The organism is Belnapia rosea, assembly GCF_900101615.1.
GTDB classification, from domain to species: Bacteria; Pseudomonadota; Alphaproteobacteria; order Acetobacterales; family Acetobacteraceae; genus Belnapia; species Belnapia rosea.
Genome location: NZ_FMZX01000008.1, coordinates 58,613 through 81,433 on the forward strand (window position 1 = coordinate 58,613; position 22,821 = coordinate 81,433).

The 22,821-nt window shown below is 70.7% G+C and carries 23 protein-coding genes; 8 read left to right on the forward strand and 15 right to left on the reverse strand.

The features are described 5' to 3' along the window. Positions 1–77: 77 nt before the first annotated feature. On the reverse strand, positions 78–959 hold the full coding sequence (locus BLR02_RS15025) for a CDP-alcohol phosphatidyltransferase family protein (RefSeq protein WP_245704796.1): 882 nt from the start codon (positions 957–959) through the stop codon (positions 78–80). Further along, a complete protein-coding gene (locus BLR02_RS15030; protein WP_090568531.1) occupies positions 956–1,645 on the reverse strand; it encodes a phosphatidylserine decarboxylase in 690 nt (229 codons plus the stop codon). Before BLR02_RS15030 ends, BLR02_RS15025 begins: the two co-directional genes overlap by 4 nt. Before the next feature lie 47 nt (positions 1,646–1,692). Here BLR02_RS15030 and BLR02_RS15035 point away from each other — a divergent pair, with 47 nt between their 5' ends. Continuing rightward, on the forward strand, positions 1,693–2,151 hold the full coding sequence (locus BLR02_RS15035) for a hypothetical protein (RefSeq protein WP_090663775.1): 459 nt from the start codon (positions 1,693–1,695) through the stop codon (positions 2,149–2,151). Here the strand turns inward: BLR02_RS15035 and BLR02_RS15040 are convergent. Continuing rightward, complete coding sequence (locus tag BLR02_RS15040) at positions 2,061–3,116, reverse strand: LysM peptidoglycan-binding domain-containing protein (protein ID WP_090663776.1); 1,056 nt, start codon at positions 3,114–3,116, stop codon at positions 2,061–2,063. The genes BLR02_RS15035 and BLR02_RS15040 overlap by 91 nt on opposite strands. 79 nt (positions 3,117–3,195) lie before the next feature. Continuing rightward, the gene (locus BLR02_RS29525; RefSeq protein ID WP_090663777.1) at positions 3,196–3,972 is read right to left on the reverse strand and encodes a hypothetical protein; all 777 of its coding nucleotides are present in this window, start codon (positions 3,970–3,972) and stop codon (positions 3,196–3,198) included. A gap of 91 nt (positions 3,973–4,063) precedes the next feature. Here BLR02_RS29525 and BLR02_RS15050 point away from each other — a divergent pair, with 91 nt between their 5' ends. Together BLR02_RS15050 and BLR02_RS15055 are read left to right on the forward strand one after the other, a co-directional pair. Beyond that, complete coding sequence (locus BLR02_RS15050) at positions 4,064–4,729, forward strand: cytochrome b/b6 domain-containing protein (RefSeq protein WP_090663778.1); 666 nt, start codon at positions 4,064–4,066, stop codon at positions 4,727–4,729. A gap of 253 nt (positions 4,730–4,982) precedes the next feature. Further along, a complete protein-coding gene (locus BLR02_RS15055) occupies positions 4,983–5,498 on the forward strand; it encodes a hypothetical protein (RefSeq protein WP_090663779.1) in 516 nt (171 codons plus the stop codon). Between the two features lie 104 nt (positions 5,499–5,602). Here BLR02_RS15055 and BLR02_RS15060 read toward each other — a convergent pair whose 3' ends face one another. The 10 genes from BLR02_RS15060 to BLR02_RS15105 all read right to left on the reverse strand — a co-directional run bounded on the left by BLR02_RS15060 (position 5,603) and on the right by BLR02_RS15105 (position 15,796). Further along, positions 5,603–6,490 (reverse strand): TauD/TfdA dioxygenase family protein, encoded by an 888-nt coding sequence (locus tag BLR02_RS15060; protein ID WP_090568514.1) that lies wholly within the window; start codon positions 6,488–6,490, stop codon positions 5,603–5,605. A gap of 67 nt (positions 6,491–6,557) precedes the next feature. Next, positions 6,558–7,877 (reverse strand): ABC transporter substrate-binding protein, encoded by a 1,320-nt coding sequence (locus BLR02_RS15065; protein ID WP_090663780.1) that lies wholly within the window; start codon positions 7,875–7,877, stop codon positions 6,558–6,560. Between the two features lie 112 nt (positions 7,878–7,989). Beyond that, positions 7,990–8,202 carry a hypothetical protein gene (locus BLR02_RS15070; RefSeq protein WP_090568512.1) on the reverse strand — a complete coding sequence of 71 codons (213 nt, stop codon included), beginning with the start codon at positions 8,200–8,202 and terminating at the stop codon, positions 7,990–7,992. Positions 8,203–8,262: 60 nt separating this feature from the next. Continuing rightward, the gene (locus BLR02_RS15075; RefSeq protein ID WP_090568509.1) at positions 8,263–9,042 is read right to left on the reverse strand and encodes an ABC transporter ATP-binding protein; all 780 of its coding nucleotides are present in this window, start codon (positions 9,040–9,042) and stop codon (positions 8,263–8,265) included. Continuing rightward, the gene (locus BLR02_RS15080) at positions 9,039–9,827 is read right to left on the reverse strand and encodes an MlaE family ABC transporter permease (protein WP_090568506.1); all 789 of its coding nucleotides are present in this window, start codon (positions 9,825–9,827) and stop codon (positions 9,039–9,041) included. The genes BLR02_RS15075 and BLR02_RS15080 overlap by 4 nt, the downstream gene beginning before the upstream one ends. After that, a complete protein-coding gene (gene alr, locus BLR02_RS15085; protein WP_090663781.1) occupies positions 9,827–10,903 on the reverse strand; it encodes an alanine racemase in 1,077 nt (358 codons plus the stop codon). The genes BLR02_RS15080 and alr overlap by 1 nt, the downstream gene beginning before the upstream one ends. Continuing rightward, entirely contained in the window at positions 10,890–12,416 is a 1,527-nt protein-coding gene (locus BLR02_RS15090) for a replicative DNA helicase (protein ID WP_090568500.1), read from the reverse strand. Before BLR02_RS15090 ends, alr begins: the two co-directional genes overlap by 14 nt. A 142-nt stretch (positions 12,417–12,558) precedes the next feature. Further along, positions 12,559–13,119: a family 16 glycosylhydrolase gene (locus tag BLR02_RS15095; protein WP_090663782.1), complete on the reverse strand. Its 561-nt coding sequence runs from the start codon at positions 13,117–13,119 to the stop codon at positions 12,559–12,561. A 214-nt stretch (positions 13,120–13,333) separates the two neighbouring features. Continuing rightward, positions 13,334–14,572: an SAM-dependent methyltransferase gene (locus tag BLR02_RS15100; protein ID WP_090663783.1), complete on the reverse strand. Its 1,239-nt coding sequence runs from the start codon at positions 14,570–14,572 to the stop codon at positions 13,334–13,336. A gap of 90 nt (positions 14,573–14,662) precedes the next feature. Further along, entirely contained in the window at positions 14,663–15,796 is a 1,134-nt protein-coding gene (locus tag BLR02_RS15105) for an MFS transporter (protein WP_176849590.1), read from the reverse strand. Between the two features lie 111 nt (positions 15,797–15,907). On the opposite strand from BLR02_RS15105, the gene BLR02_RS15110 reads away from it, so the two are divergent. The 5 genes from BLR02_RS15110 (at position 15,908) to BLR02_RS15130 (ending at position 21,581) form a co-directional block, all read left to right on the forward strand. Then, positions 15,908–18,859 (forward strand): helicase-related protein, encoded by a 2,952-nt coding sequence (locus BLR02_RS15110; RefSeq protein ID WP_245704797.1) that lies wholly within the window; start codon positions 15,908–15,910, stop codon positions 18,857–18,859. Between the two features lie 3 nt (positions 18,860–18,862). Next, positions 18,863–19,162 carry an RNA-binding S4 domain-containing protein gene (locus BLR02_RS15115; RefSeq protein WP_090568489.1) on the forward strand — a complete coding sequence of 100 codons (300 nt, stop codon included), beginning with the start codon at positions 18,863–18,865 and terminating at the stop codon, positions 19,160–19,162. Between the two features lie 70 nt (positions 19,163–19,232). After that, positions 19,233–19,565, forward strand: coding sequence for a ferredoxin FdxA (gene fdxA, locus BLR02_RS15120; RefSeq protein ID WP_090568486.1), 333 nt, complete (start codon positions 19,233–19,235; stop codon positions 19,563–19,565). Positions 19,566–19,833: 268 nt separating this feature from the next. Beyond that, entirely contained in the window at positions 19,834–20,640 is an 807-nt protein-coding gene (locus BLR02_RS15125; RefSeq protein ID WP_245704798.1) for a CarD family transcriptional regulator, read from the forward strand. Further along, positions 20,640–21,581 carry a ketopantoate reductase family protein gene (locus BLR02_RS15130; RefSeq protein WP_090663785.1) on the forward strand — a complete coding sequence of 314 codons (942 nt, stop codon included), beginning with the start codon at positions 20,640–20,642 and terminating at the stop codon, positions 21,579–21,581. The genes BLR02_RS15125 and BLR02_RS15130 overlap by 1 nt, the downstream gene beginning before the upstream one ends. Here BLR02_RS15130 and BLR02_RS15135 read toward each other — a convergent pair. Further along, positions 21,561–22,763, reverse strand: a complete 1,203-nt coding sequence (locus BLR02_RS15135; protein WP_090663786.1) for an MFS transporter — start codon at positions 22,761–22,763, stop codon at positions 21,561–21,563. The genes BLR02_RS15130 and BLR02_RS15135 overlap by 21 nt on opposite strands. Positions 22,764–22,821: the final 58 nt, after the last annotated feature.

Sequence of the window (22,821 nt, forward strand, 5' to 3'; positions counted from 1 at the left end):
GCGGCCACCATTCCGGCGGAAAGCCTAGCCTGCTACCCGATGCCGGGGAAGCCCGGAAGCGGCGGGCGAACCCGGGCTCAGCCCTGCTCCTCACTGCTGACCATCGCCGGCTCCAGCATCGCCTCCGCCTCGCGCTTCAGGCGGCGGTAGCTGCGGGCGGAGAAGGGCAGCATGCCGCCATAGATGAAGCCGCCCGCCGCCAGCGCCGCCCAGGGCTCGGTCAGCAGCATGGCGACATAGGCACCGATGCCGAGCAGCAGCGGCAGGACGTAATCCGCCGGCACCTTGAAATTCTTGAAGCTCCAGGTCGGCAGCGTCGAGACCATGAGCCCGCCGACCACCACCAGCAGCAGGCCGGAGAAGGCCGGGTGGCGGACGGCGCCGGCAAGGCTGATCCAGCCCCAACCCTCGAAGAGCAGCGCCGCGAACAGGGGAAAAAGCGCCAGCCCCGCCCCGGCGGGGGCCGGCACGCCGGTGAAGAAATTCTGCGAATAGGCCGGTTTCGGCGGCGGCCCCGCCAGCGGCAATGCCGGCGCATCCTCGATCGCGGCATTGAACCGCGCGAGCCGCAGCGCCGAGCAGACGGCGAACAGCAGGCAGGGCGTGAAGCCGAGCCCCCGCGCATCATGCAGGGTCCAGAGGAACAGGATCAGCGCCGGCGCCACCCCGAAGCAGAGGAAGTCGGACAGGCTATCGAATTCAGCGCCGAAGCGGCTGGTCGCCTTGAGCAGCCGCGCGAGCCGCCCGTCCAGCGCATCGATCGCGGCGCAGACGACGATGAGCGCCGCCGCCTTCTCCCACTGCGCGTCGAAGGCGAAGCGGATGGCCGTCAGCCCGGCGCAAAGGCCGAGCATCGTCATGATGTTCGGGATCAGCCGGTTGAAGGAGGGTCCCTTGTAGCGCGGCCGGGTGCGCGGGCGGAGCCGCCGCAGCCGCCCCCGGAAGCGCGGCCCGTTCACAGCGGCAGCCGCGCCGGGTTCAGGTCGGCGAGCACCGTCTCGCCGCCGATCATGGTCTGGCCGACCGCGACCATCGGGCGGATGCCCTCCGGCAGGTACACATCGGTACGGCTGCCGAAGCGGATGATGCCGAAGCGCTCGCCCGCCTGCACGCTGTCGCCCTCGCGGATGTCGCAGAGGATGCGCCGCGCCACGAGCCCGGCGATCTGCACCACGGCCACATCCCGCCCATCCGGCAGGCGCAGCGCGATGGCGTTCCGCTCATTGTCCTCGCTCGCCTTGTCGAGATTGGCGCTGAGGAATTTGCCGGGGCGATAGGCGATGCGCGTGACGCGGCCGGCCACCGGCGCGCGGTTCACATGCACGTCGAGCACCGAGAGGAAGATCGCCACGCGCCAGCGCGGCGCCGGGCCGAGGCCAAGCTCGGCGGGCGGCACCGCCGGCATGACGCTGACCACATGCCCATCCGCCGGGGCCACCACCAGCCCCTCCCGATCGGGCGCCACGCGTCGCGGGTCGCGGAAGAAGTAGAGACAGAACAGGGTGAAGGTCAGGCCGAGCCAGAACAGCCAGCTGCCCAGCAGCAGCCCGCCGAGGACCGCCACGGCCACGCCGATCGCAATGAAGGGGTAGCCGGCCCGATGGGGCGAGGCCAGCACGAGCCGCAAACTTTGTCCGAGCGCCATGGCGCGGGTTTATGGTGCGTTCATGTCGCTGCGGCAAGCTGCATGGCATGCCAAACCTCACCCTCGGTCCATTCGCCGTCGAACGGGACGGCACCCTGCAGCCCCGGGTACCGGGCCTCCGCCCCGCCATGCGTTTCGCCTGGCGCGGCCGGCGCTGCGAGGCGGCCCTGACATCGGAGGAGGTGCATCTCGCCGCCGTCGCGGCCCGCATCCCCTCCACGGCGGAGGCAAGGGCAGACCGGCCCGGCGCCTTCGAGACCATCGCCACCCTGGCCGGCAGCCTGCCGCCCGGCTGGCGTGCCCGCCTGCTGCCGGACCATCGGGTGATGCTGGAAGCCGCCGCCCCCCTGCCGGAGCCCCCCACGGCGGTCGATCTGGTGGCCGCCATGGTGCGCTTCGCCCTTGCGCTCGACCCCTATCTCGACCGGCTGGATTCGGTCTGCGGCACGCCCTGGGGTACGCCTGGGGGCGTGCCCTCGGGCACGGCGAAGACCTGGCCAGGATAGATACGATGCGGGTCGCGGATCTGCTCGCGGTTCGCGGCATAGATCACCGTGTAACGCGGGCCGCGGCCATAGATCTTGCGGGAGATCCGCCACAGGCTGTAGCCCGGCTGGACGATTACCCGCCCGTCCCGCAGCATGTCGTCGGGGATCGCCTCGCGCTGGAAGGGCAGCTCGATCCGCGCGGCGACCGTGCCGGCGGCGGCCAGCTGATCCACCCGCAGCACATGGCGCCCCAGCGTCGGCTGCTGCCCCGGCACCAGGCTCCAGCGCCCGGCCGGATCCGCCACCGCATCCCCGGCATGCTCCGGCCCGACATAGATGCGCAGCCTGGCCCCGGGCGGGGCGCTGCCGGCGAAGCGCATACCACCCGCCTCGTCGTAATCCACCACGTCGAGGCCGAGGCGCCCGCGCTCCGGCGCCGCCTCGGCCGGGCCCTGCAGCATGCGCGGCTGCACGGCGCCACCGGCGGTGGATGGGAGCAGCATGGCCATCGCAGAGGGGGAAGCCGCAGCGGCGGCGAGGGCCACCGGCGGCTCCGGCACCAGCAGCAGCAGGGTATCCTCGGAGGGTACCGGCTCAGCACCGCCGAGGCGGGCGAGCAGCGAGAATTCGCGCATGCCGGGCGCCAGCGGCTCGGCGGGCAGGATCACCCATTCGCCACGTCCGTCGCTCCGAGCGCGGCCAATCTCCCGGCCACCCTCGAGCAGCGTCACCTCCGCCCCCGGCGCGGCGCGACCTGCCGTGACCAGCATGCCGCGGGCGCCGACGCGGGCGACATCGAAACGTGGCCGGATGGGGGCCGCACGCTCGGCCTGGGGCGTGGGTTGCGGGGCGGGTGCCGCCGGCACCGGGGTGGGGCTGGCCTGCGCCGCCGGCCCGGCCTCAGGCCGCGGCGCCTCGGGCAGCATCCAGATGCCGCCCGCCAGCGCCGCCAGTGCCAGCCCGCTCAGGCCCAGCCACCTCATGCCGCCACTCCGCGCCACGGACGCATTTTGATATCACCCGGTCACCGGGTGTTACCATAATCTGAACGGCCGCCCGAGGTCAGTGGCTGCGATGCCATAACCAAACGAAAATAAGCGGGAGCAGCCCGGCCACCGCCCAGCCGACCGGCTCCCCGGCCCGGCCACCGATCCGGCCACCCAGCGCAGGGCCGAGCCAGAGCGCGGCGAAGGGCGCGGCCGCCACCAGCCAATCCGCCGTACTGCCACGGGCCAGCACCGGCCCCGCCGCCAGCGCCGCGAGGCCGATCGCCACCGGCAGCGCCGCCGCCGGCCCCCAACTTCCGCCAGGCAGTGCGCCGATCGCCGCCGCCAGCCCGGCCAGCGCCAGCAGGAACCAGGGCCCGGGTGGGCCGAACATCCAGGCCCCCGCCGCGAGCAGTGCCATCGCCACGGCCGCGCTGACCGGCCCGCGCAGGGCCAGCAGCCCCGCCGCGCCAAGCGCCGCCAGGGCGAGCAGCGGCAGCATGGACCGCCGCAGATCGGCCGGGGTCAGCGGTCCACCCGCCAGCCACCAGGCCGCGCCAAGCAGGCCGAGCGAGGCCAGCAGCACCGCCACCACCCCGCGCCGTCCGAGCACCGCCAGCACGAAGCCCAGCAGCGCCCCGCCGATGGCGAGTGCCGGCAGCCGCTCCGGCAATTGCCGCGGCGTGCCGGTCAACAGGCCGAGCGCCAGGATCCAGCCCACCGCCAGGCCGATCCCCGCCCCGAGCCCGGCCAGCTCACTCCGGCGCAGCAGGCGGAACAGCCCGGCCCAGGCCAGCGACACCACCAGCGCCGCTGCCACGCCGCGCCAGGGAAGAAGGAGATCGATGCTCATCCGGCCCATCCTGCCCGAGCCGGGGCCCGCGCCGCTAGCGTGCAGGCGGCCATGCTATGCTACCCCGGGCTTATGGAGAGGGTTGGGCGGCATGAGCGCTGGAGCGATGCGGCGGGTAAAGGTGTGGGATGGGTGGGTCCGCCTGGTCCACTGGTCGATCGTCATTCTGATCGGCCTGTCCTACGCCAGCATCCAGAATGGCTGGATGCAGACGCATTACCTCTCCGGCTATGCGGTGCTGACGCTGGTGCTGTTCCGCCTCGCCTGGGGGATCCTCGGCTCGGATACGGCACGCTTCACCCGGTTCCTCCGCTCGCCGCTCGCCGCACTGGCCCATTTGCGGGACTTCCCGAAGGCGGAGCCGGACCGCGAGATCGGCCACAATGCCGCGGGGGGCTGGATGGTGCTGGTTCTGCTCGGCCTGCTGCTGGCCCAGCCCGTCACCGGCCTCTTCGCCGATAGCGGCTATGGCGATTACGGGCCGCTGGCGAAATCCATCCCCGCCGAGACCAGCGATTGGCTGACCGGCCTGCACCACCGCATCTTCAACCTGATCCTGCTCGCCGCCTCGCTGCATATCCTGGCGGTCGGCGCCTATGCGCTGCTGAAGGGGCATGACCTGGTGCGGCCCATGGTCACCGGGCGGAAGACCCTGCCGGCGGACGCCCCTGCGCCCCGCCTCGGCTCGCCACGACTTGCCGCCGCGCTGCTGGGCGCGGCGGCGCTGCTGGTCTTCGCCGTCAGTCGTCTGGGTTAGCGCGGATCGCCAGGAGGCGGCATCGCCCGCGGGCATGGTCCGCTCGCCACGCCCTGGACGGAGCGCTTCCGGCGGGTGCGCCGGGACGCTCCGGGCTGACTACAGGATGTTGAACAGGTAGAGCAGGATGAGGATCGGGATGGGAATCCCGAGGAGCCAAAGCAGGATGCCGCGCATGGTCACACTCCGTTGCGTTCCAACGGTACCGGAACGCTTGCATCCACGCCGGGGTGCTCGCGCTCCGCGCCTCGTGATGCTGGCGATGCTGCTGGCGCTGGCCGGCTGCGCCACCGACCCGAGCGCGGAATACCTGGGCGGCTTGGGCGACCCGGTGCGCGGCGCGGCGCTCTATGCCCCGCGCAACCTCGGCGACACCAGCCGCTGGGCCGGCCAGCCGGCCGAGGCCGCGGTCGCCGCCGAGCAGGTCGAGTTCCTGACCCAGGAACTGGCCACCAACCCGCGCTACGCGCCGGAGGTGAACCCGGCCGTGCTGCAGAGCCTGCAGACGGCGCAGGCGGAGATGCGCGGCTATCTCGGCATCGCGCCGGGCGCCGACCCGCAGATGGTCATCACCGGCCTCCGCCGCGCCGCGACGGCGCTGCGCGAGGGCAGCCGGGCGCGCGCGGAGGCGGCGCTCGCCAGCCCGGCCTTCGCTGCCGGCCCGGCCGGCACGCTGCAACGCCTGTCCACCATGCCCCGCCTGCCGCGCACCGCCGAGGCCGCCGGCATGGTCGCCTCGGAATTCGACCGGCTCGAGCGGCGGCGCTGACCAGAGCAAACTCCGATCCGGTGGAATCACCTGACCGGAAGCATTTGCTCGATCAACCAACAAGCCAGAGCGGCTTTCGTGAGCCAACGCGAACGGAAGCCGCTTCAGGCCGCCATCTGCTGCTCGAGCGTCGGCGCGACATCCATCAGAGTCACCCGCCGCATGTCGCGCGGATAGGTGTGGTCGTCATAGGGCCGTGCGCGATGCATGGTGCTGCGGTTGTCCCAGATCACCAGGTCCCATTGCCGCCATTGATGGGCATAGACGAATTGCCGCTGCGTCGCGTGCTCGAGGAGCTGGCGGATCAGCGCCATCGCCTCCGGCACCGGCCAGCCGATGATCCGGCCGATATGCGACGAGAGGTAGATCGAATGCCGCTGCGAGCCCTGGTGCCAGCGCACCAGCCTCTGCGGCACCGGGGCGAAGTCCAGCCGCTCCTGCTCGGTATAGTCGGTGAAGCCAAGCTGGCCGCGCGAGAAGATCAGGCTGTGCTCCGTCACCATGTCGCGGATCTTGGCCTGCATCTTGGCCGGCAACGCGTCCCAGGCGGCACGCATATCGGCGAATTCGGTGTCGCCCCCCTCAGGCGGGACGCTGCGGGCATGCAGCATGGAGTATTTGGCCGGCGTCGCCTTGAAGCTGCTGTCGCTGTGCCAGAGCTGGTTGCCGAGGTTGAACATCCGCCGCCGGTCATCGGCGGCGAGCAGCTTCCCGTCGAGGTCGATATTCGAGATATCGGCCATCTGCTTGTGCTTCAGCCGCATCTTATGGGCATCGACGACGCCACGGGTCTGCTCCAGCGGGCCGAGGGCCTCGCCGAAGGCCATCTGCTGGTCGTCATCGAGGTGCTGGTCGCGGAACACCAGCACCGCATAGCGGTCCATCGCCCGGTCGATCTCGGCGCAGAGCGCGGGGTCCGGGGTCTGCCGCAGATCGACGCCCGAGACCTCGGCGGCGAAGAGCGGGTGGAGCGGGGTCAGTTGCAGGGGCATGACGGATCCTCCTGCCTGATATGTTAGGCAGCGGGCGGCGGCCACTGCAAGCCGCCGCCCCGTCGCCTCAGCCCCGATAATGGCGCCTGGCCCGTCGTTCCGCCTCGCGCGCCGCGGCCTCCGGCGTCGCCTGGCCGGAGGCGACGGAGGCGCACATCTGGATCAGCACGTAATCCGCCGCCACCGCGCCGGAGGCGAGGCTGATCGGCCCCCGGTAGCCGCTCCAGAACGGCATGTTCATCGTATCGGCGAAGACGGCGAGCTTCGGGTCGGAAGTCCAGACGGCGCTCTGCTTGTAGGCGTTCAGCGGGTGCGCCCAATAGCCGAGGCAGCCGAGCAGCCATGGGTCGTACTGCTCCGCCTCCATCATGAAGGCGAGGAAGGCCTTGGCCGCGTTCGGGTAGCGCGTGTGCCGGAAGACCATGGCGTTCATCACCGTCGCCGAATGCGGCGGCGCGCTGGCGAGGCCGCGCGGCATCAGCGCGTGGTCCATGTCCTCGGCGATGGCGCGGGTGTTCGGGTCGTTCTTGACGGCGAAGTAGAGTGAGACGCCATTGGCCGTCAGCCAGATCTCCTGCGCCGAGAAGGCCCGGTTGTTGGAGGTGTCCGACCAGGAGAGCGTGCCGTTGATGAAGGTCGGGTAGAGCTCCTTCAGGTAGGTCAGCGCGTTGACGGTCTCGCGGCTGTTGATGGCGACCTTGCCGTCCTCATCGACCAGCATGGCGCCATGCGACCAGAGCAGCCAGTTCGCGAAGCCGTTGCCGTCACCCACCGCGTTGCCGAGCGCGAAGCCCGCCGGCTTGCCGGCCTGGCGCAGCGCCTGGCAGAGCTTCAGGAAATTTGCATGGTCCTGCGGAATGGCGTCGAAGCCGGCCTGCTTCAGCGCGGACAGGCGGTAATTGGCCGGGCCGATATTCCCGCCGATCGGCAGGCCGAGCCAGGTCTGCGACCGGTCCTTCTTGCCGTATTTCTCGGCGAGGAACATCCAGCCGCCATAGCGCTGCCCGAGATACTCGGCGATGTCCGAAACCTCGACGATCTTGTCCGCATAGATATGCGGGTCGTCGGCCCAGCCGATGACGATGTCCGGCCCGCTCCCGGTATTGGCGACGACCGCGGTCTGCGGCCGGATATCCTCCCAGCCGACGAAATCCACCCGGACGGGGATGTTGTACCGGTCCTGGAAGGCCTGGGCGTTGCGCCGGAAGATCACCTCATCCGGCTCGACGAAGCGCGCCGGGCGGATGATGCGGAGACTCGCCCCCTGCTCCGGCGGCAGGCGCGGCGGCGCGACATCGCGGCGCGGAATGGCGGATTGACCGAAGGCCGGGCCGGCAAGCGCCGCGGCGCCGAGGACGAACGTCGCCCTGCGGGTCAGATCGTGCATGATTTGTTCCTCCCTAGCGTGGCTTTGGCCAAAGCGACGCCTGGGGCGCCGCCCGGCGCGGGGAGGATGCGCCGGCAACCGGACGGAAAGCGAGGAAAAGCGGCGGCGGCACTCAGCCCGGATGGTCGACGAAACCCCGGTAGACCGTCAGGACCGCGTCATCGACCAGCAAGCCGCGATCGAGGAAGCGGTGCAGGACTTTGGCATCGACCTTCCGGCCGGCGGCCTTCATGCGTGCGGCCAAGTCGTGGATGCTGAGGCCATTGTTGGCGACATAGGCCTGCAGGTCGGCCTTCACCTGCTCGCGCTCGGATGGTGTCATCATGGCGTTTTCCTCCTGGAAGAGGGAGTGAACGCCCGGGGGCGAGCCCGTGTCCAGCGATGCCTACCGCCGCAATTCCATCTGGATCGGCCCTTCCCGCTCGCCATTGGCGAACTGGTCGACCATCGCATTGCCGCTATGGCCGAGGTTGCCCGCCGGCCCCGTCCAGACGATGCGGCCCTTATGGATCATCGCCGCCGTCTCGCCGATCCGCCGGGCGCTCGCCATGTCATGGGTGATGGAGACGGCCGTCGCGCCCAGCCTGCGGACGCAATCGACGATCAGCCCGTCGATCACCGCGCCCATGATCGGGTCGAGGCCCGTGGTCGGCTCGTCGAAGAAGATGATGTCCGGCTGCGCCGCGATGGCGCGCGCCAGCGCCACGCGCTTCTGCATCCCGCCCGACAATTCGGAGGGGGACAGGTCGCCGACCGTCTCGGCCAGCCCCACCTGCGCCAGCACCTCCACCGCCTTGTCGCGCGCCTGGGCGCGGGTGATGCGGTTCTGCGCCAGCAGCTTGAAGCAGACATTCTCCCAAACGGGGAGGCTGTCGAAGAGCGCGCCATTCTGGAACAGCATGCCGATGCGGTCGCCAAGCGACTCCCGCTCCCGCCGCGGCAGTTTCAGCACATCGACGCCATCGATCTCGATCACGCCCTCATCGGGCTCGATCAGGCCGAGGATGCATTTGATGGTGACCGACTTGCCGGAGCCGGAGCCGCCGAGGATCACCATCCCCTGCCCCGCCGCCACATCCAGGTCGACACCATCCAGCACGCGCTTCGGCCCGAAGGCCTTCTTCACGCCACGCATCCGGATCTTGGGAGTATTGGCTGTGCTCATTGCGCGAAGAAGATCTCGGTGAGCACGTAGTCCAGCGCCAGGATGAGGATGGAGGAGGCGACCACCGCCGACGTCGTCGCCCCGCCCACGCCTTGCGCGCCGCCCTTGCTGCGATAGCCGCACCACGTCCCCATCAGCGCGATGATGAAGCCGAAGACCGCCGCCTTGACGAGGCCCGAGATCACGTCGCCCGTCTGCAGGAAGTCGAAGGTGGACTTCAGATAGGCGGCCGAGACGAAGCCGAGCTTCAGCGTGCCGATCAGCCAGCCGCCCATCACGCCGAGCACATCGGCCACCAGTACCAGCAGCGGCAGGGCGATGGTCGCCGCCAGCAGCCGCGGGGCGACCAGGTACTTCATCGGGTTGGTCGAGAGCGTGGTCAGCGCGTCGATCTGGTCGGTGACGCGCATGGTGCCGATCTCGGCGGCGAAGCTGGCGCCGATGCGCCCGGCCACCATCAGCGCCGCCAGCACCGGGCCGAGTTCCCGCACCAGGGAGATGACGACGACGCTGGCGATGGCGCTCTGCGCGTTGAAGCGGGCGAAGCCGGTATAGCTCTGCAGCGCCAGCACCATGCCGGTGAAGACCGCGGTCAGCGCCACCACGGGCAGGGAGAACCAGGCAACCTCGATGAAGGCATGCCAGAACAGCCGGCCATAGAAGGGCGGCCGCACCAGATGGCTGACCGCCTCCAGCGCGAAAAGGGCGACGTCGCCCACCGTCCGGCAGGCGCCGAGCGTCGCGCGGCCGATAGCCGCCAAGGGATCGAGCAGGATGGCCGCCATCAGGCGCCGCGATAGTCGCGGCGGTAGCGCGCGCCGAGCGAGGTCAGGATCTCGTAGCCGATGGTGCCCGCCTCGGCGGCCAAGTCGTCCGGCGTCCGTCCCGGCCCGATCAGGCCGATGCGGTCCCCGGGCGAAGGCAGCGGCACATCCGTCACGTCGAAGGTAATCAGATCCATGGACACCCGGCCAACCAGGGGCACGGGCCGACCGGCGAGGATGCCGGCGGCCCGCCCCGAGAGGGCGCGAAGGTAGCCATCCGCATACCCGGCGGCAACCGTGGCAATCCGGGAGGGCCGGGCGGCGGTCCAGCTCGCCCCGTAGCCCACCGGCGTGCCCGCCGGAATCTCCCGGACCTGCAGGATCGGCGCCTCCAGCCCCACCGCCTGCCGCATCGGGTTCGGCCGCCCTGGCGTGGGGTTGATCCCGTAGAGGGCGCAGCCTGGCCGCGCCAGGTCGCTGCCGAAATCCGGGCCCAGGAAGAGGCCGGAGGAGTTGGCGAAGCTCCCCGGCATCGCGGGCAGCCGCGTGCGGATGGCGGCGAAGCGCGCGGCCTGCGCGGCGTTCAGCGGGTGTTCCGGCACATCGGCGCAGGCCAGATGCGTCATCACATAAAGCAGGTCGAGCCCCGCCAGCAGCCTGTGATCGGCCGCCACCCGCTCCAGCTCCCCGGCATCGAGGCCGAGCCGCGCCATCCCCGTATCGACATGCAGGATGGCGGGCAGCGCCTGTCCGCCCGCCCGTGCCGCTGCGGTCCGCGCCGCCACATCCGGCAGCCCGTTCAGCACCGGCACGAGGCCGGCGGCACCATCCGCGCCGGGCGGGAACCCGTTCAGCACCGCGACCATCGGGCCGGGGCCGAGCGCTTCCCGCACCGCCATCCCCTCCGCCAGATGCGCCACGAAGAAGTGCCGGCACCCGGCGGCCAGCAGGGCACGGGCCACCGGCCCGGCCCCCAGCCCATAGCCATCCGCCTTCACCACCCCGGCGACGGCCCCGGGCATCGCGGCCGAGAGCTGCCGCCAGTTGGCGGCGATCGCCCCGAGGTCGACGGTGAGGACGGCCTCAATACCCGTCATGGCCGATATGCGCCTGGTCCAGGTCGCCGAAGCGGGTGAACTCCGCCTCGAAGAAGAGCGGCACGGTACCGGTCGGGCCGTGGCGCTGCTTGGCGATGATGAGATCGGCCCGGTTGTGGACCGCCTCCATGCGCTGCTGCCACTGGTTCAGCGCCTCCTGGAACTTGTCCTCGCTCTCATGCGCTACCTGCTTCGGCGCACGCTGGGCCTCGTAATATTCATCGCGGTAGACGAACATGACCATGTCGGCATCCTGCTCGATCGAGCCGGATTCTCGGAGGTCGGAGAGCTGGGGCCGCTTGTCCTCCCGCTGTTCCACCGCGCGGGAGAGCTGGGAAAGCGCCATCACCGGCACCGCCAGCTCTTTTGCAATGGCTTTGAGCCCCTGGGTGATCATGGAGATCTCCAGCACCCGGCTCTCCGGCCGCGTCCCCGCCGCCGGGCGCATGAGCTGGAGGTAGTCCACCACGATGAATTCCAGCCCCCGCGTCCGCTTCAGCCGCCGGCAGCGGGTACGAAGGGCGGAGATGGTGATGGCGGGCGTGTCGTCGATGACTAGCGGCAGCGTCGCCAGCTCCCGGCTCACCTCGACGAACCGGTCGAAGTCGCGTTGCGAGATGTCACCGCGGCGGATCTTGTCGCCCGAGATGCGCGATGCCTCGGACAGCAACCGGGTAGCGAGCTGGTCGGCGCTCATCTCCAGTGAGAAGATGGCGACCGTGCCGCGCGGCTGGACCCCCTCGCCCTTCTCCTGCGCCTCCCGCACCAGGGCCTGGGCAGCACCGAAGGCGACCTTGGTGGCGAGCGCCGTCTTGCCCATGCCGGGGCGGCCGGCCAGGATCAGCAGGTCCGAGCCATGCAGGCCACCGGTCTTCGCGTCGAAGTCGCGCAAGCCGGAGGAGAGGCCGGAGACACCGCCGGGGGTCGAGAAGGCCCGTTCCGCGGCCAGCACCGCATCGGTCAGCGCCCGCTCGAAGGTGACGAAGCCCCCCTCCGAGCCGCCATCCTTGGCGAGGTCGAAGAGCCGCTGCTCGGCGGCCTCGAGCTGCGCCTTGGCATCGAGCTCGGGCTCGGCCCCATAGGCGCGGTTCACCACCTCCTCGCCGGCATCCACCAGCTGGCGGCGCAGCCAGGCGTCATGGATCATCCGGCCATATTCGCCGGCATTGATGATGCCGATCATCGCCGAGAGCAGCTGGGCCAGATAGGCCGGCCCACCCACCTCGTCGAGCAGGCCGGAATGCTCGAATTCCGGCCGCAACGTGACCACGTCGGCCAGCTGCCCTGCCTCGATCCGCCGCTGGATGGCACGGAAGATGCGCCCGTTCACCGCATCGGCGAAATGCTCCGGGGCCAGGAACTCGGAAACCCGTTCATAGGCCTTGTTGTTGGCCAGCAGGGCGCCGAGCAGCGCCTGTTCCGCCTGCAGGTTGGAGGGCGGCAGCCGCTGGGACATGCCCAGCATGCCGGCGTCGAGGCCGGCGAAAGGGGCGGGCTGATCCATGGTGTTCATGACGCCACCATAGCCCAGCCGGACGCCTGTGGATTACGGGGATGGCTGTGGATAACGGGGGCAACCGCCCGGACCGTCCCCATCGTGTCTTTCCGGACGCCCCGTCCGCCCACCGCCCCGGCCAGGCCGGGGCGGCCGCTGCTCACCACATCCAGGTATCGGTGTAGCTCATCTCATAGACGGTCACCGAGGTATGGGAGTTGTTGTTGAGCGCCCCGAAGACCGCGTCGATGCCGCCGTGCTCGAAGTCCTTGCCGACATTCTTGGTGATCGTGCCATAGGTACGGCCGTCGACACCGAAGACGAGCTTTCCCGGCGTCCAGTCCAGGGTGTACTTGTGCGGCTTGCTTTCATCCACGCCGCTATAGGTCACGGTGCGGTAACCATCACCGCCGGTCGAGGTCTTGTGGTGCGCGGTCCCGTAGACATTGCCGTTGTGGATCTCGGCGAGGTCCATCTCGTTTCCGGGCCATTTGTCGTTGCCCGGCCAGAGCAGGATCGCCGGCCCCGCCTGGTTGCCCTTCAGCGAGGCGACGACCTCGTAATGGCCATAGCCGTTGCCGGCGCTCGCACCCGACGGCCATTGCATCATGCCGGAATTACCGGTGAGCGTGACCTGCCCGGCCACGCTGGCGTCAATCTTGCCCCAGGTATGGTTCAGCTGCCCGACGCCACGGGAGAATGTCTCGAAAAAGTTCGCCAATTCAAAATCCTCCAATGCTGCGAGTGAAAGACACAGCCGGTTTCGTGAACACGAAAAGGTGTTACGGGCACTGGGCTGTGAACGTCAACCACAACAATGTGGCTGACAACCAATATCGTTGTTGATTGGGATCATTATCTTGGGGTGAGGATACGTGCCGCGCCGGGGCCTCCATTGCCTCAGCCCTATCATTAACCGTGCATCGTCCGCTATTTCAGACGGATACCTTGCCCCCGACCGAGCCACGCTCCGCATCGACCATGTAGTCGCGTGCCATCGGCAGGGCATCGACGCTCGGCGAGAGCTGGAGCTGCCAGTTCATGTGGTCGGAGCGGCGGAAGGCCAGCTCCGCCCCGGCCAGGTAGAACTCGAACATCCGGCAGAAACGCTCGTCATAGAGCGAGAGGATGGCATCCCGGTTGGCGGCGAAGCGCCGGCGCCAGTGCCGCAGCGTCTCGGCATAGTGCAGCCGCAGGATCTCGATATCCGTGACCCACAACCCGGAGCGCTCCACCGCCGGCAGCACCTCCGACAGCGCCGGGGAATAGCCGCCGGGGAAGATGTATTTCGTCAGCCAGGGATTGGTCGCCCCCGGCCCGCTCGACCGGCCGATGGCATGGATCAGCGCGACGCCATCCGGCTTCAGCACCTGCTTCACGGTGCGGAAGAAGCCGCGGAAATGGTCGATCCCCACATGCTCGAACATGCCGACGGAGACGACCCGGTCCACCGCCCGCCCGAGGAATTGCGGCAGCGCCCGGTAGTCCAGCAGCTCGAACCGCACCCGGTCGGCCAGCCCCGCCTCCTCGGCCCGCTGCCGCGCGACGCCCAGCTGCTCCTCGCTGAGCGTGATGCCGGTGACCCGCGCGCCCCAGTCCCGCGCCAGGGTCAGCGCCATGCCGCCCCAGCCGCAGCCGATATCGACCACCTCCAGGCCCGGCTCGGTCAGCCGCAGCTTGGCGGCGATATGCCGCTTCTTGGCCGCCTGCGCCTCCTCCAGCGTCTCCTGCCCGGTTGCGAAGTAGGCGCAGGAATATTGCCGGTCCCGGTCGAGGAAGAGGGCATAGAGCCGGCCGTTCAGGTCGTAGTGATGCGCCACGTTGCGCTTCGCGCGCCCCACCGGGTTCAGCTGGTCGAGATGCCGCCGCAGCAGCCGCAGCCGATAGTTCAGCGACTCCATCGGGTGCGGGCCGCCTGCCCAGAGATTGCCGGCCATGAGGTCCAGCAATTCGAAGATGCTGCAGTCCAGCGGCTCCGCCTCGCCGTCCATGTAGAGCTCGCCGAGGGCAAGGCCGGGATTGGTCACCATCCGCCACTCGGCCCGCGTAGTGCGGAGCCAGAGCCCCGCCCTGGGCTCCGTGCCACTGCCATACTCGCGCATGCGGCCAGAGGGGTAGCGCACGCAGAGCGTGCCGGTCTGGATCATTCGGGTCAGGATGGTGTGCAACAGCATGAATGCCGCACTCCCGTCATGGGCCGGTAACAGGGGCAGTCTGATCCGGGCCACGGGCAGCGTCCAGCGGCGGCGGCGCCGTATTTGTCCCTATGCGCCGCGCTGCCGCAGGACACAGCGCAATTTGACCGCAACCGGCAGTGCGATTCCGCACAGCGCGGCCATGGCCCAGAAGCCACCGCCCCCGCAAGCGGCATAGAGCGGCCCGCAGGCATAGGTCAGCAGCCCCATCGCCAACCCGACCCCGAGGGAGGCGTGCAGCGTCTGCGCCGTCGCCGCCTGGCTTGGCGGCATCCCGCCCAGCACGCGCATGGCGCCGAGATGCATCGCCCCGAAGGTCAGCGCATGCAGCAGCTGCACCGTGGCGAGCGCCGGCAGCCAGTTCGTCGAGGCCGTCACGCCCCAGCGCACCACGCCGGCCACCGCCGCCAGCAGGGCGAGGCCCCCGGGACCCAGCCGGTCCACCAGCCGCCGCCCCCAGAGGAACAGCGCCACCTCCACCACCACCCCCTCGCCCCAGAGCAGGCCGATGACGCCGGAGGACAGCCCGACCGCCTGCCAGTGCAGCGTCGAGAACCCGTAATAGAGCGCGTGGCTGCCCTGGATCAGCGCCGAGAGCGGCAGCAGCCAGCGGAAGGCAGGGTCGCGGAAGGGGGCGGCGAACCCGCCCCGCCCGCTGCCCGCCACCTCCAGCCGCGGCAGGCCGCGCGCCGCCAGTGCCGTCAGCAGGAAGAAAGCCGAGGCGAGCCAGATGACCACCGTGGCCCCCGCCCATTGCACGGCGAAGCCCGCCAGGATCGCCGCCAGGATATAGCTCGCCGAACCCGCCGAGCGGGCCCGGCCGTAATCGAAGCCGAACCGCCGGGCGGCGCCGAGGCAGAGCGCGTCGGAGAGCGGCACCACCGGCGCGCTCACCAGCGCATGCAGCGCGGCGATGGCGAGCAGCCCGGCAAGGCCCGGCGCCCAGGCGAAGCCGGTGATGGTGCAGGCCGTGAGCCCGGCCGCCAGGACCAGGATGCTCCGCGCATCGCCGAACCCGTCCGCCCCCCGCCCCACCGCCGGCGCCGCCAGCAGCCGGATGGCGGAGCCGAGCGCCAGCACGGTCGCGATCTCCCCCGGGCTCAGCCCACGCCCGGCCAGCACCGCCGGCAGGAAGGGCATCAGCACCCCCGCCGTTGCGAATTGCGCGGCAAAGCAGAGGGCGAACCGCCAGGCGACGCTCATGGCCGGCAGTGAACCGGCGCGCGAAGAGAACGGATTCCCAGCATGCTGCCCAGTAGCGCGGCCCCGCACATGGTTGCAATCCGCCGCCATCCGGCCCATGCATGGCGCCGCATGCCGGACACCAATCCCCCTATGTTCGACGCCCGGGTTCGCGCGGTGCTTGGCCCAACCAACACCGGCAAGACTCACCTGGCGATCACTCGCCTGCTGGCCCATGCCAGCGGCATCATCGGCTTCCCGCTGCGCCTGCTGGCGCGCGAGAACTACGACCGCATGGTCGCCGCCAAGGGCGAGCGCTTCGTCGCGCTCATCACCGGCGAGGAGAAGATCGTCCCACCCGAAGCGAAATGGTTCGCCTGCACGGTCGAGGCCATGCCGCTCGACCGGCGCGTCGAATTCCTGGCGGTGGACGAGATCCAGCTCTGCGCCGACCCGGATCGCGGCCATGTCTTCACCGACCGCCTGCTGAATGCCCGCGGCATGGTCGAGACCATGTTCCTCGGCGCCGAGACCATCCGCCCGCTGCTGCAGCGCCTGATCCCGCAGGCGGAGATCGAGACCCGGCCGCGCCTCTCGCAGCTGACCCATGCAGGTCCGCAGAAGCTGACCCGCCTGCCGGCGCGCAGCGCCGTCGTCGCCTTCTCCGCCGGCGAGGTCTATGCGATCGCCGAGGCTATCCGCCGCCGCCGTGGCGGCTGCGCCGTGGTGATGGGGCGCCTCAGCCCGCGCACCCGCAACGCCCAGGTGGCGCTCTACCAGAACCGCGAGGTCGACTTCCTGGTGGCGACGGATGCCATCGGGATGGGGCTCAACATGGATGTGGACCATGTGGCCTTCGCCGCCCTGCAGAAATTCGACGGCCACAAGGCCCGCACGCTGACCGCGCAGGAAGCCGCGCAGATCGCCGGCCGCGCCGGCCGCGGCATGCGTGACGGCACCTTCGGCGTGACGGGCGACTGCCCGCCCCTGCCGGACGAGATCGTCCACAAGATCGAGACCCATAATTTCGAGGCGCTGCAGACGCTGGCCTGGCGCAACAGCGAACTCGACTTCAGCAATGTCGATGCGCTGCTCGACAGCCTCGCCATGCCCTCGCCCCAGCCCGGCCTCGCCAAGGGCAATGACGCAGCGGACCACATCACCCTGTCGATGCTGGCGCGGGAGCCGGAGATCCGCGGCCTCGCCGCCACGCGCGGCCGGGTGCGGCTGCTCTGGGAAGCCTGCCAGATCCCGGATTTCCGCAAGCTCTCCGACGACAGCCATGCCGCGGTCTGCGGCCGCGTCTTCCGCCACCTCGCCGAGGATGGCGTGGTGCCGGATGAGTGGGTGCTCGGCCAGATCGCGCAATGCGGCAGCATCGAGGGCGATCTCGACACGCTGATGGCCCGCCTCGCCAGCATCCGCGTCTGGGCCTATGTCGCCGCCCGCGGCGACTGGCTGAAGGATGCCGCCAATGTCCAGGGCGAGGCCCGCAAGGCCGAGGATGCCGTCAGCGACGCGCTGCATGAGCGGCTGACCGCCCGCTTCGTCGACCGCCGCGCCGCCCACCTCATCCGCCGCCTGGACGACACGGAGGAGGAGCTGCTCTCCGCCGTCACCCGCCAGGGCGAGGTGGTGGTCGAGGGCCATCCGGTCGGCCGCATCGAGGGCTTCCTCTTCCATCCGGAGGCCGAGGCGGAGACGGAGGAGCAGAAGAAGCTCATCCTCCGCGCCGCCCGCCGGGCCCTCAAGGAGGAGATGCCGCGCCGCGTCGCCGCGCTCGAGGTGGCGAAGGACGACGCCTTCGTCCTCACCCCGGCGCATCGCATCTCCTGGAACAACGGCGCCAGCATCGCCGATGTCGCCCGTCTCCGCCCCGGCTCCGAGCCCGGCAAGCCGCTGGTCGAGCCGCTGCCGAGCGAATTCCTCGACGGCGCCCAGCGCGAGCGCGTCCGCGCCCGCCTGGCGAAGTTCATCGAGGGGCTGGTCGCCAAGGAGCTCGGTATCCTCTCGACCATCGAGACCAAGGCCGAGGCCGAGGGCGCGCTGCGCGGCCCGGCCTTCCTGCTGCGCGAGCAGCTCGGCCTCGCCCTCGGCGGGACGGAGGGCAATATCGGCCCCGACCTGCGGCAGAAGCTGAAGGCGATCGGCGTTCGGGCCGGCCGCTTCGCCCTCTTCGTGCCTGAGGCGCTGAAGCCCCGCGCCATGGCGCTGCGGGCGCAGCTCTGGGCCATGTCGCGCAATATCGAGACGCCCGGCCTGCCCGCCCCCGGCCTCGTCGCCCTGCAGCGCCGCGACCCGGCGGCGGAGGGCGAATCGGCCGCCGCGCCCGTCTGGGCCAGCTGGCCGCCCGGCTTCGCCGAGACCATCGGCTGGATCGAAGCCGGCCCGGTGCTGCTCCGCCTCGACGTGGCCGAGCGCATCGCCGCCGAGCTCGGCTACCTGACCCGCCGCGCCCCCGCCCCGCCGCCACCCGACCTCGCCAGCCGGCTCGGGGTGAAGGCGGATACGCTCGGCGTGACGCTGACCGCCCTCGGCTTCCGGCTGATCGAGCCGGTGCCGCTGGAGGAGGGCCAGTACGGCCCGCCGACGCCGCTCCGCATCGCCCAGCCGCGTCCGCAGCACCATGCGCGCGGCGACCGCCGTCCACAGCCGCATCAGGGGCAGGGCCAAGGTCAGGGCCAGCGCGACCGCCGCCCGCCGCAGGGCGCCCGGCCGCAGCCCCAGGCCCTGCCGGAGGGCATGTTCGGCCCGCCGGTGCCGCCCGAGTTGCTGCGCGGCCCGCGGCCCCAGCACCATGCCAAGCCAAACCACCAGGGACGGACGCAGCACCAGGGCAAGGGCCCGCCGCAGCATCGCGGCCCGCGTCCCGAGGGACGGCAGGACGGCCGCCAGGAGGGACGGCCCGAAGGGCGCCAGGAAGGCCGGCCCGAGGCCCGGCCCGAAGGGCGTCACGACCATCGCCCGCGCCAGGATGGGCCGCCGCGCGGCCCGCGGCCGCATCAGCCGCCGCGCAAGCCGCCGGAGCCGCGGATCAATCCGGACTCGCCCTTCGCCATCCTGGCAAAGCTCAAGCTGCGGTAAGCCGTGGAGGCCGAGGACCGGGACTGGCAGCGTCTCGACAAATGGCTGTGGTGCGCGCGGGTGGCCAAGACCCGCGCCGCCTGCGCCCGCATCGTGGAGACCGGCGGCGTCCGGGTGAACCGCCAGCCGACCGACAAGCCGCATTACAAGCTGCGCCCCGGTGACGTGCTGACCTTCGCCCTCGGCAACGCCGAGCGCGGGGTGGTGCGCATCTGGCGCGTGCTCGCGCTCGGCGACCGGCGCGGCCCCGCCAGCGAGGCGCGGAGCCTCTTCGAGGATATCTCGGGCGGATCGGATCCCTGACCGCCTTGCCAGGGCGGCCTCATCGGTCCATGTCTCCGCCAGATTTTGCCGGGCCGAGGACCGATCCGCCGTGACCTATGTCGTCATCGAAAACTGCATCAAGTGCAAGTTCATGGATTGCGTGGAGGTTTGCCCGGTCGACTGCTTCTATGTCGGCGACAATATGCTGGTCATTCATCCGGACGAGTGCATCGACTGCGGCGTCTGCGAGCCGGAATGCCCCGCCGAGGCCATCGTGCCGGATAGCGACGACCGGGCAGCCCCCTATGCCGAGCTCAACCGCACCTATGCGGCCGAGTGGCCGAACATCACCCGCAAGGGCGAGCCGCCGGTCGATGCGGATGAGTGGAAGGACAAGCCCGGCAAGCGGGAGTTGTTCAGCCCCGCCCCGGGCAAACCCTGAAGCCCACCGCCATCTCACAAATGAGACAAGGCTGCGATGCTTGGACAGGTTCTGGTGACACCAGCCGGAAATAATGCTATCTTCCGGGCGTAAATGGCCAGACCGGCCCGAGCGGCAAGGCCGAGACAGCATCCTTTGCGGAGTCTCGGCTTCCCAGTGAACCGGACCGGTCCTGAGCCGATGACATGTCCTGGCGATGCTCCCATCTGTGTGCCCCCCACCGGGGGCCTTGAGGGGCATGGCCGGTGACGCAGGAGAGTTGTCCGGTATGAAGCCACCCGCACGCGCCAAGCCGCCGGCCCCAGGGGCCGAGCCGGGCCGCCAGCCCGGCCCCGAGGCGCGCCCGGCCGGGACAAAGGCCGCACCCCGCGCGGTTGCCGCCTCGGTCGCCAAATCCCCGGCCAAGCATGCCGACAAGCCGGAGGCTGAGGTTTCCGACCCGGCTCCTGGCGGCATGGCCGAGGCCCAGTCCGCTGCGCCCGCGCCCCCGGCGCTCGATGCGGCCTCGAGCCCGTCGCCGCCGAGTGGCCCGGTGTCTATGCGCCGCGACACCCATCCGTCCATCCCGCCCAGGCAGCCATCGAAGCCGGTGGAGTTCAAGGCCGGCGACCATGTCGTCTATCCGACCCATGGCGTCGGCACCGTCCAGGGCATCGAGACCATGTCGGCCGCGGGCCTCTCGCTCCAGGTCATCGTGGTGACCTTCGACGAGAACCGCATGACGTTGCGCGTCCCCGTCAACAAGGCCGCCTCCTCCGGCCTTCGCAAGCTGGCCGCGCCGGATTCCATGAAGGAGGCACTGGACACGCTGAAGGGCCGCGCCCGCATCAAGCGCACCATGTGGTCCCGCCGCGCCCAGGAATACGAGGCGAAGATCAATAGCGGGGACCCTGTGGCGATCGCCGAGGTGGTGCGCGACCTGCACCGCAATGCCGGCCAGCCCGACCAGTCCTTCTCAGAGCGCCAGATCTACGAGCAGGCGATGGACCGCCTCGCCGCCGAGCTTGCCGCCATCGACCGCACCGACAAGGCCGCGGCGACGACCAAGCTGCTGGACCATCTGAAGGCCGGCTGATGCGCATCCTCTGCCTCGGCGCCGGTGCCCTCGGCGGCTATTTCGGTGGCCGCCTGGCCCAGGCCGGGGCGGATGTCAGCTTCCTCGTCCGGCCAGGCCGGCAGGCGCAGCTCGCCGCCGAGGGGCTCGTCATCGAGAGCCCCTTCGGCCATGCCCGCCTCCCCATCCGCACCCTGACGCAGGCGGAGCCGGGCTTCGACATCGTCCTCCTCACCTGCAAGGCCTATGACCTCGACGGTGCCATCGAGGCCATCCGCCCCGCCATGGGGCCCGGCACGGCGGTGCTGCCCGTGCTCAACGGCCTTGCCCATATCGCCCGCCTGCAGCGGGAATTCGGCCCGGAACAGGTGCTCGGCGGCCTCGCCAAGATCCAGGCGACGCTGACGCCGGCCGGGGTGGTGAAGCAACTGAACGACTGGCGCTGGCTCACCTTCGGCGAGCTCGACGGCAGCGCCTCGCCCCGCACCCAGGCCCTTGCCAGCCTCGCCGCCCGCGCCGAGGGGATGGCCGCCGAGGCCGTGCCCGACATCATGGCCCGGATGTGGGAGAAGCTGGTCCATCTCGGCACCAGCGCCCTCGGCACCGTGCTGATGCGCGCCAATACCGGCGAGATCGCCCGCGCCCCCGGCGGCGTCGCATTGATGCACCGCCTGCTCGAGCGCAACGCCGCCATCGCCGCGGCCAACGGCCATCCTGTCCGCCCGGGCTTCATCGAGGATTTCCGGCGCCTCTTCGCCGATCCGGCCGGGGCCTATGCGGCCTCCATGCTGCGCGACCTCGAAGCCGGCGGGCGGATCGAGGCCGACCACATCCTCGGCTTCCTGCTCGAGGCTGCGCGCGCGGCCGGCGTGCCGCATGAGCTCCACGAAGCGGGCTACATCCACGCCAAGGCTTACGAGCAGCGGCGCGATGCCGGCCGCCTACCGGCGCTTCAGCCGTAGCCCCAGGGCCAGGATGCAGGCCGCCGCCACGGCCAGCGCCGGCGCCGCACCCACCCCGGCCATCGCCAGCCCGACCAGCACCGGCCCCAGCGACTGGCCGGTGAAGAAGTGGAAGGCATGCAGCGCGACGGCGGAGCCCCGCGCCTCCGGCGCCAGCTCCGTCACCCGCGTCTGGATGCTGTTGTGCAGCATGTAGAAGCCCGTCCCGAGCGCCAGCCCGGAGGCGATGAACAGCGCAGCCCCCGGCGCCAGGCCGAAGCCCAGCAGCGCCACCGCCGCCAGCGCGCCGCCCAGCACCACCATCCGCCCCTGGCCGAGCCGCGCCAGCAGCGGCCGCGCCACCATCGCATAGACGACGCCGCCAAGCCCGAAGGCAGCCACCGTCATCCCCGCCTCCGCCGTCGCCCCGAGCGGCCCGCCGAGGCCACGCGCCTCCAGCATCGGCGCGAAATAGGGGAAGGTGCCGAAGATGAGCACGCCCTCGATCGCCACCGCGGCATAGAGCAGCCGCGCCTGCGGCAGGGCGAGGATCGACCGGTAGCGCCGGATCGCCCGCACCGCATCGAACCGCCCGCGCGGCTCCGGCACCCGGCTGAGCGGGATCGTCAGCATCACCACCGCCGCCGCGGCGGCGAGGCCGGCGCAGACCAGCATCAGCCCGCGCCAGCCGATCAGCGGCCCCAGCACCCCGGCCAGCGCCCCGCCGGCGATCTGCCCGACGATGGAGAAGACCAGCAGCCGGCTCAGCGCCACCTGCCGCCCCTGCATCGGCACCGCATCGCCCACCGCGGCGAGCGTCAGCGGCATGATCCCGCCCGCCGCCGCCCCGGCCAGGGCACGCAGCGCCAGCAACATGCCGAGGCTCGGCGCCAGCGGCGCCAGCAGGCAGAAGAGCGTCAGGCAGCAGAGCCCCACCTGGATGATCCGCCGCTTCCCCACCGCATCGCCGACCGGGCCGAGGATCGGCTGGATCAGCGCGAAGGGCAGCGCATAGGCGGAGGCCAGCAGCGCCGCCTCCCGCACCGGCGCCTCGAATTCCGTGGCCAGCGTGGTGACGAAAGGGTCGAGCACCCGGCCGCCGAAGGCGCCGGCGAAGCAGGAGATGCCCAGCAGGAGGATCAGCCGCCGGACATCGGTGACGGGTTCGGCAGGCGGGGGCGGCGTGATCGGGTCGAAGGCCATTCGCCCCATGTTGCGCTGCACTGCAACACAGGGCAACCGTCCGGGGTGGGCAGGCCGG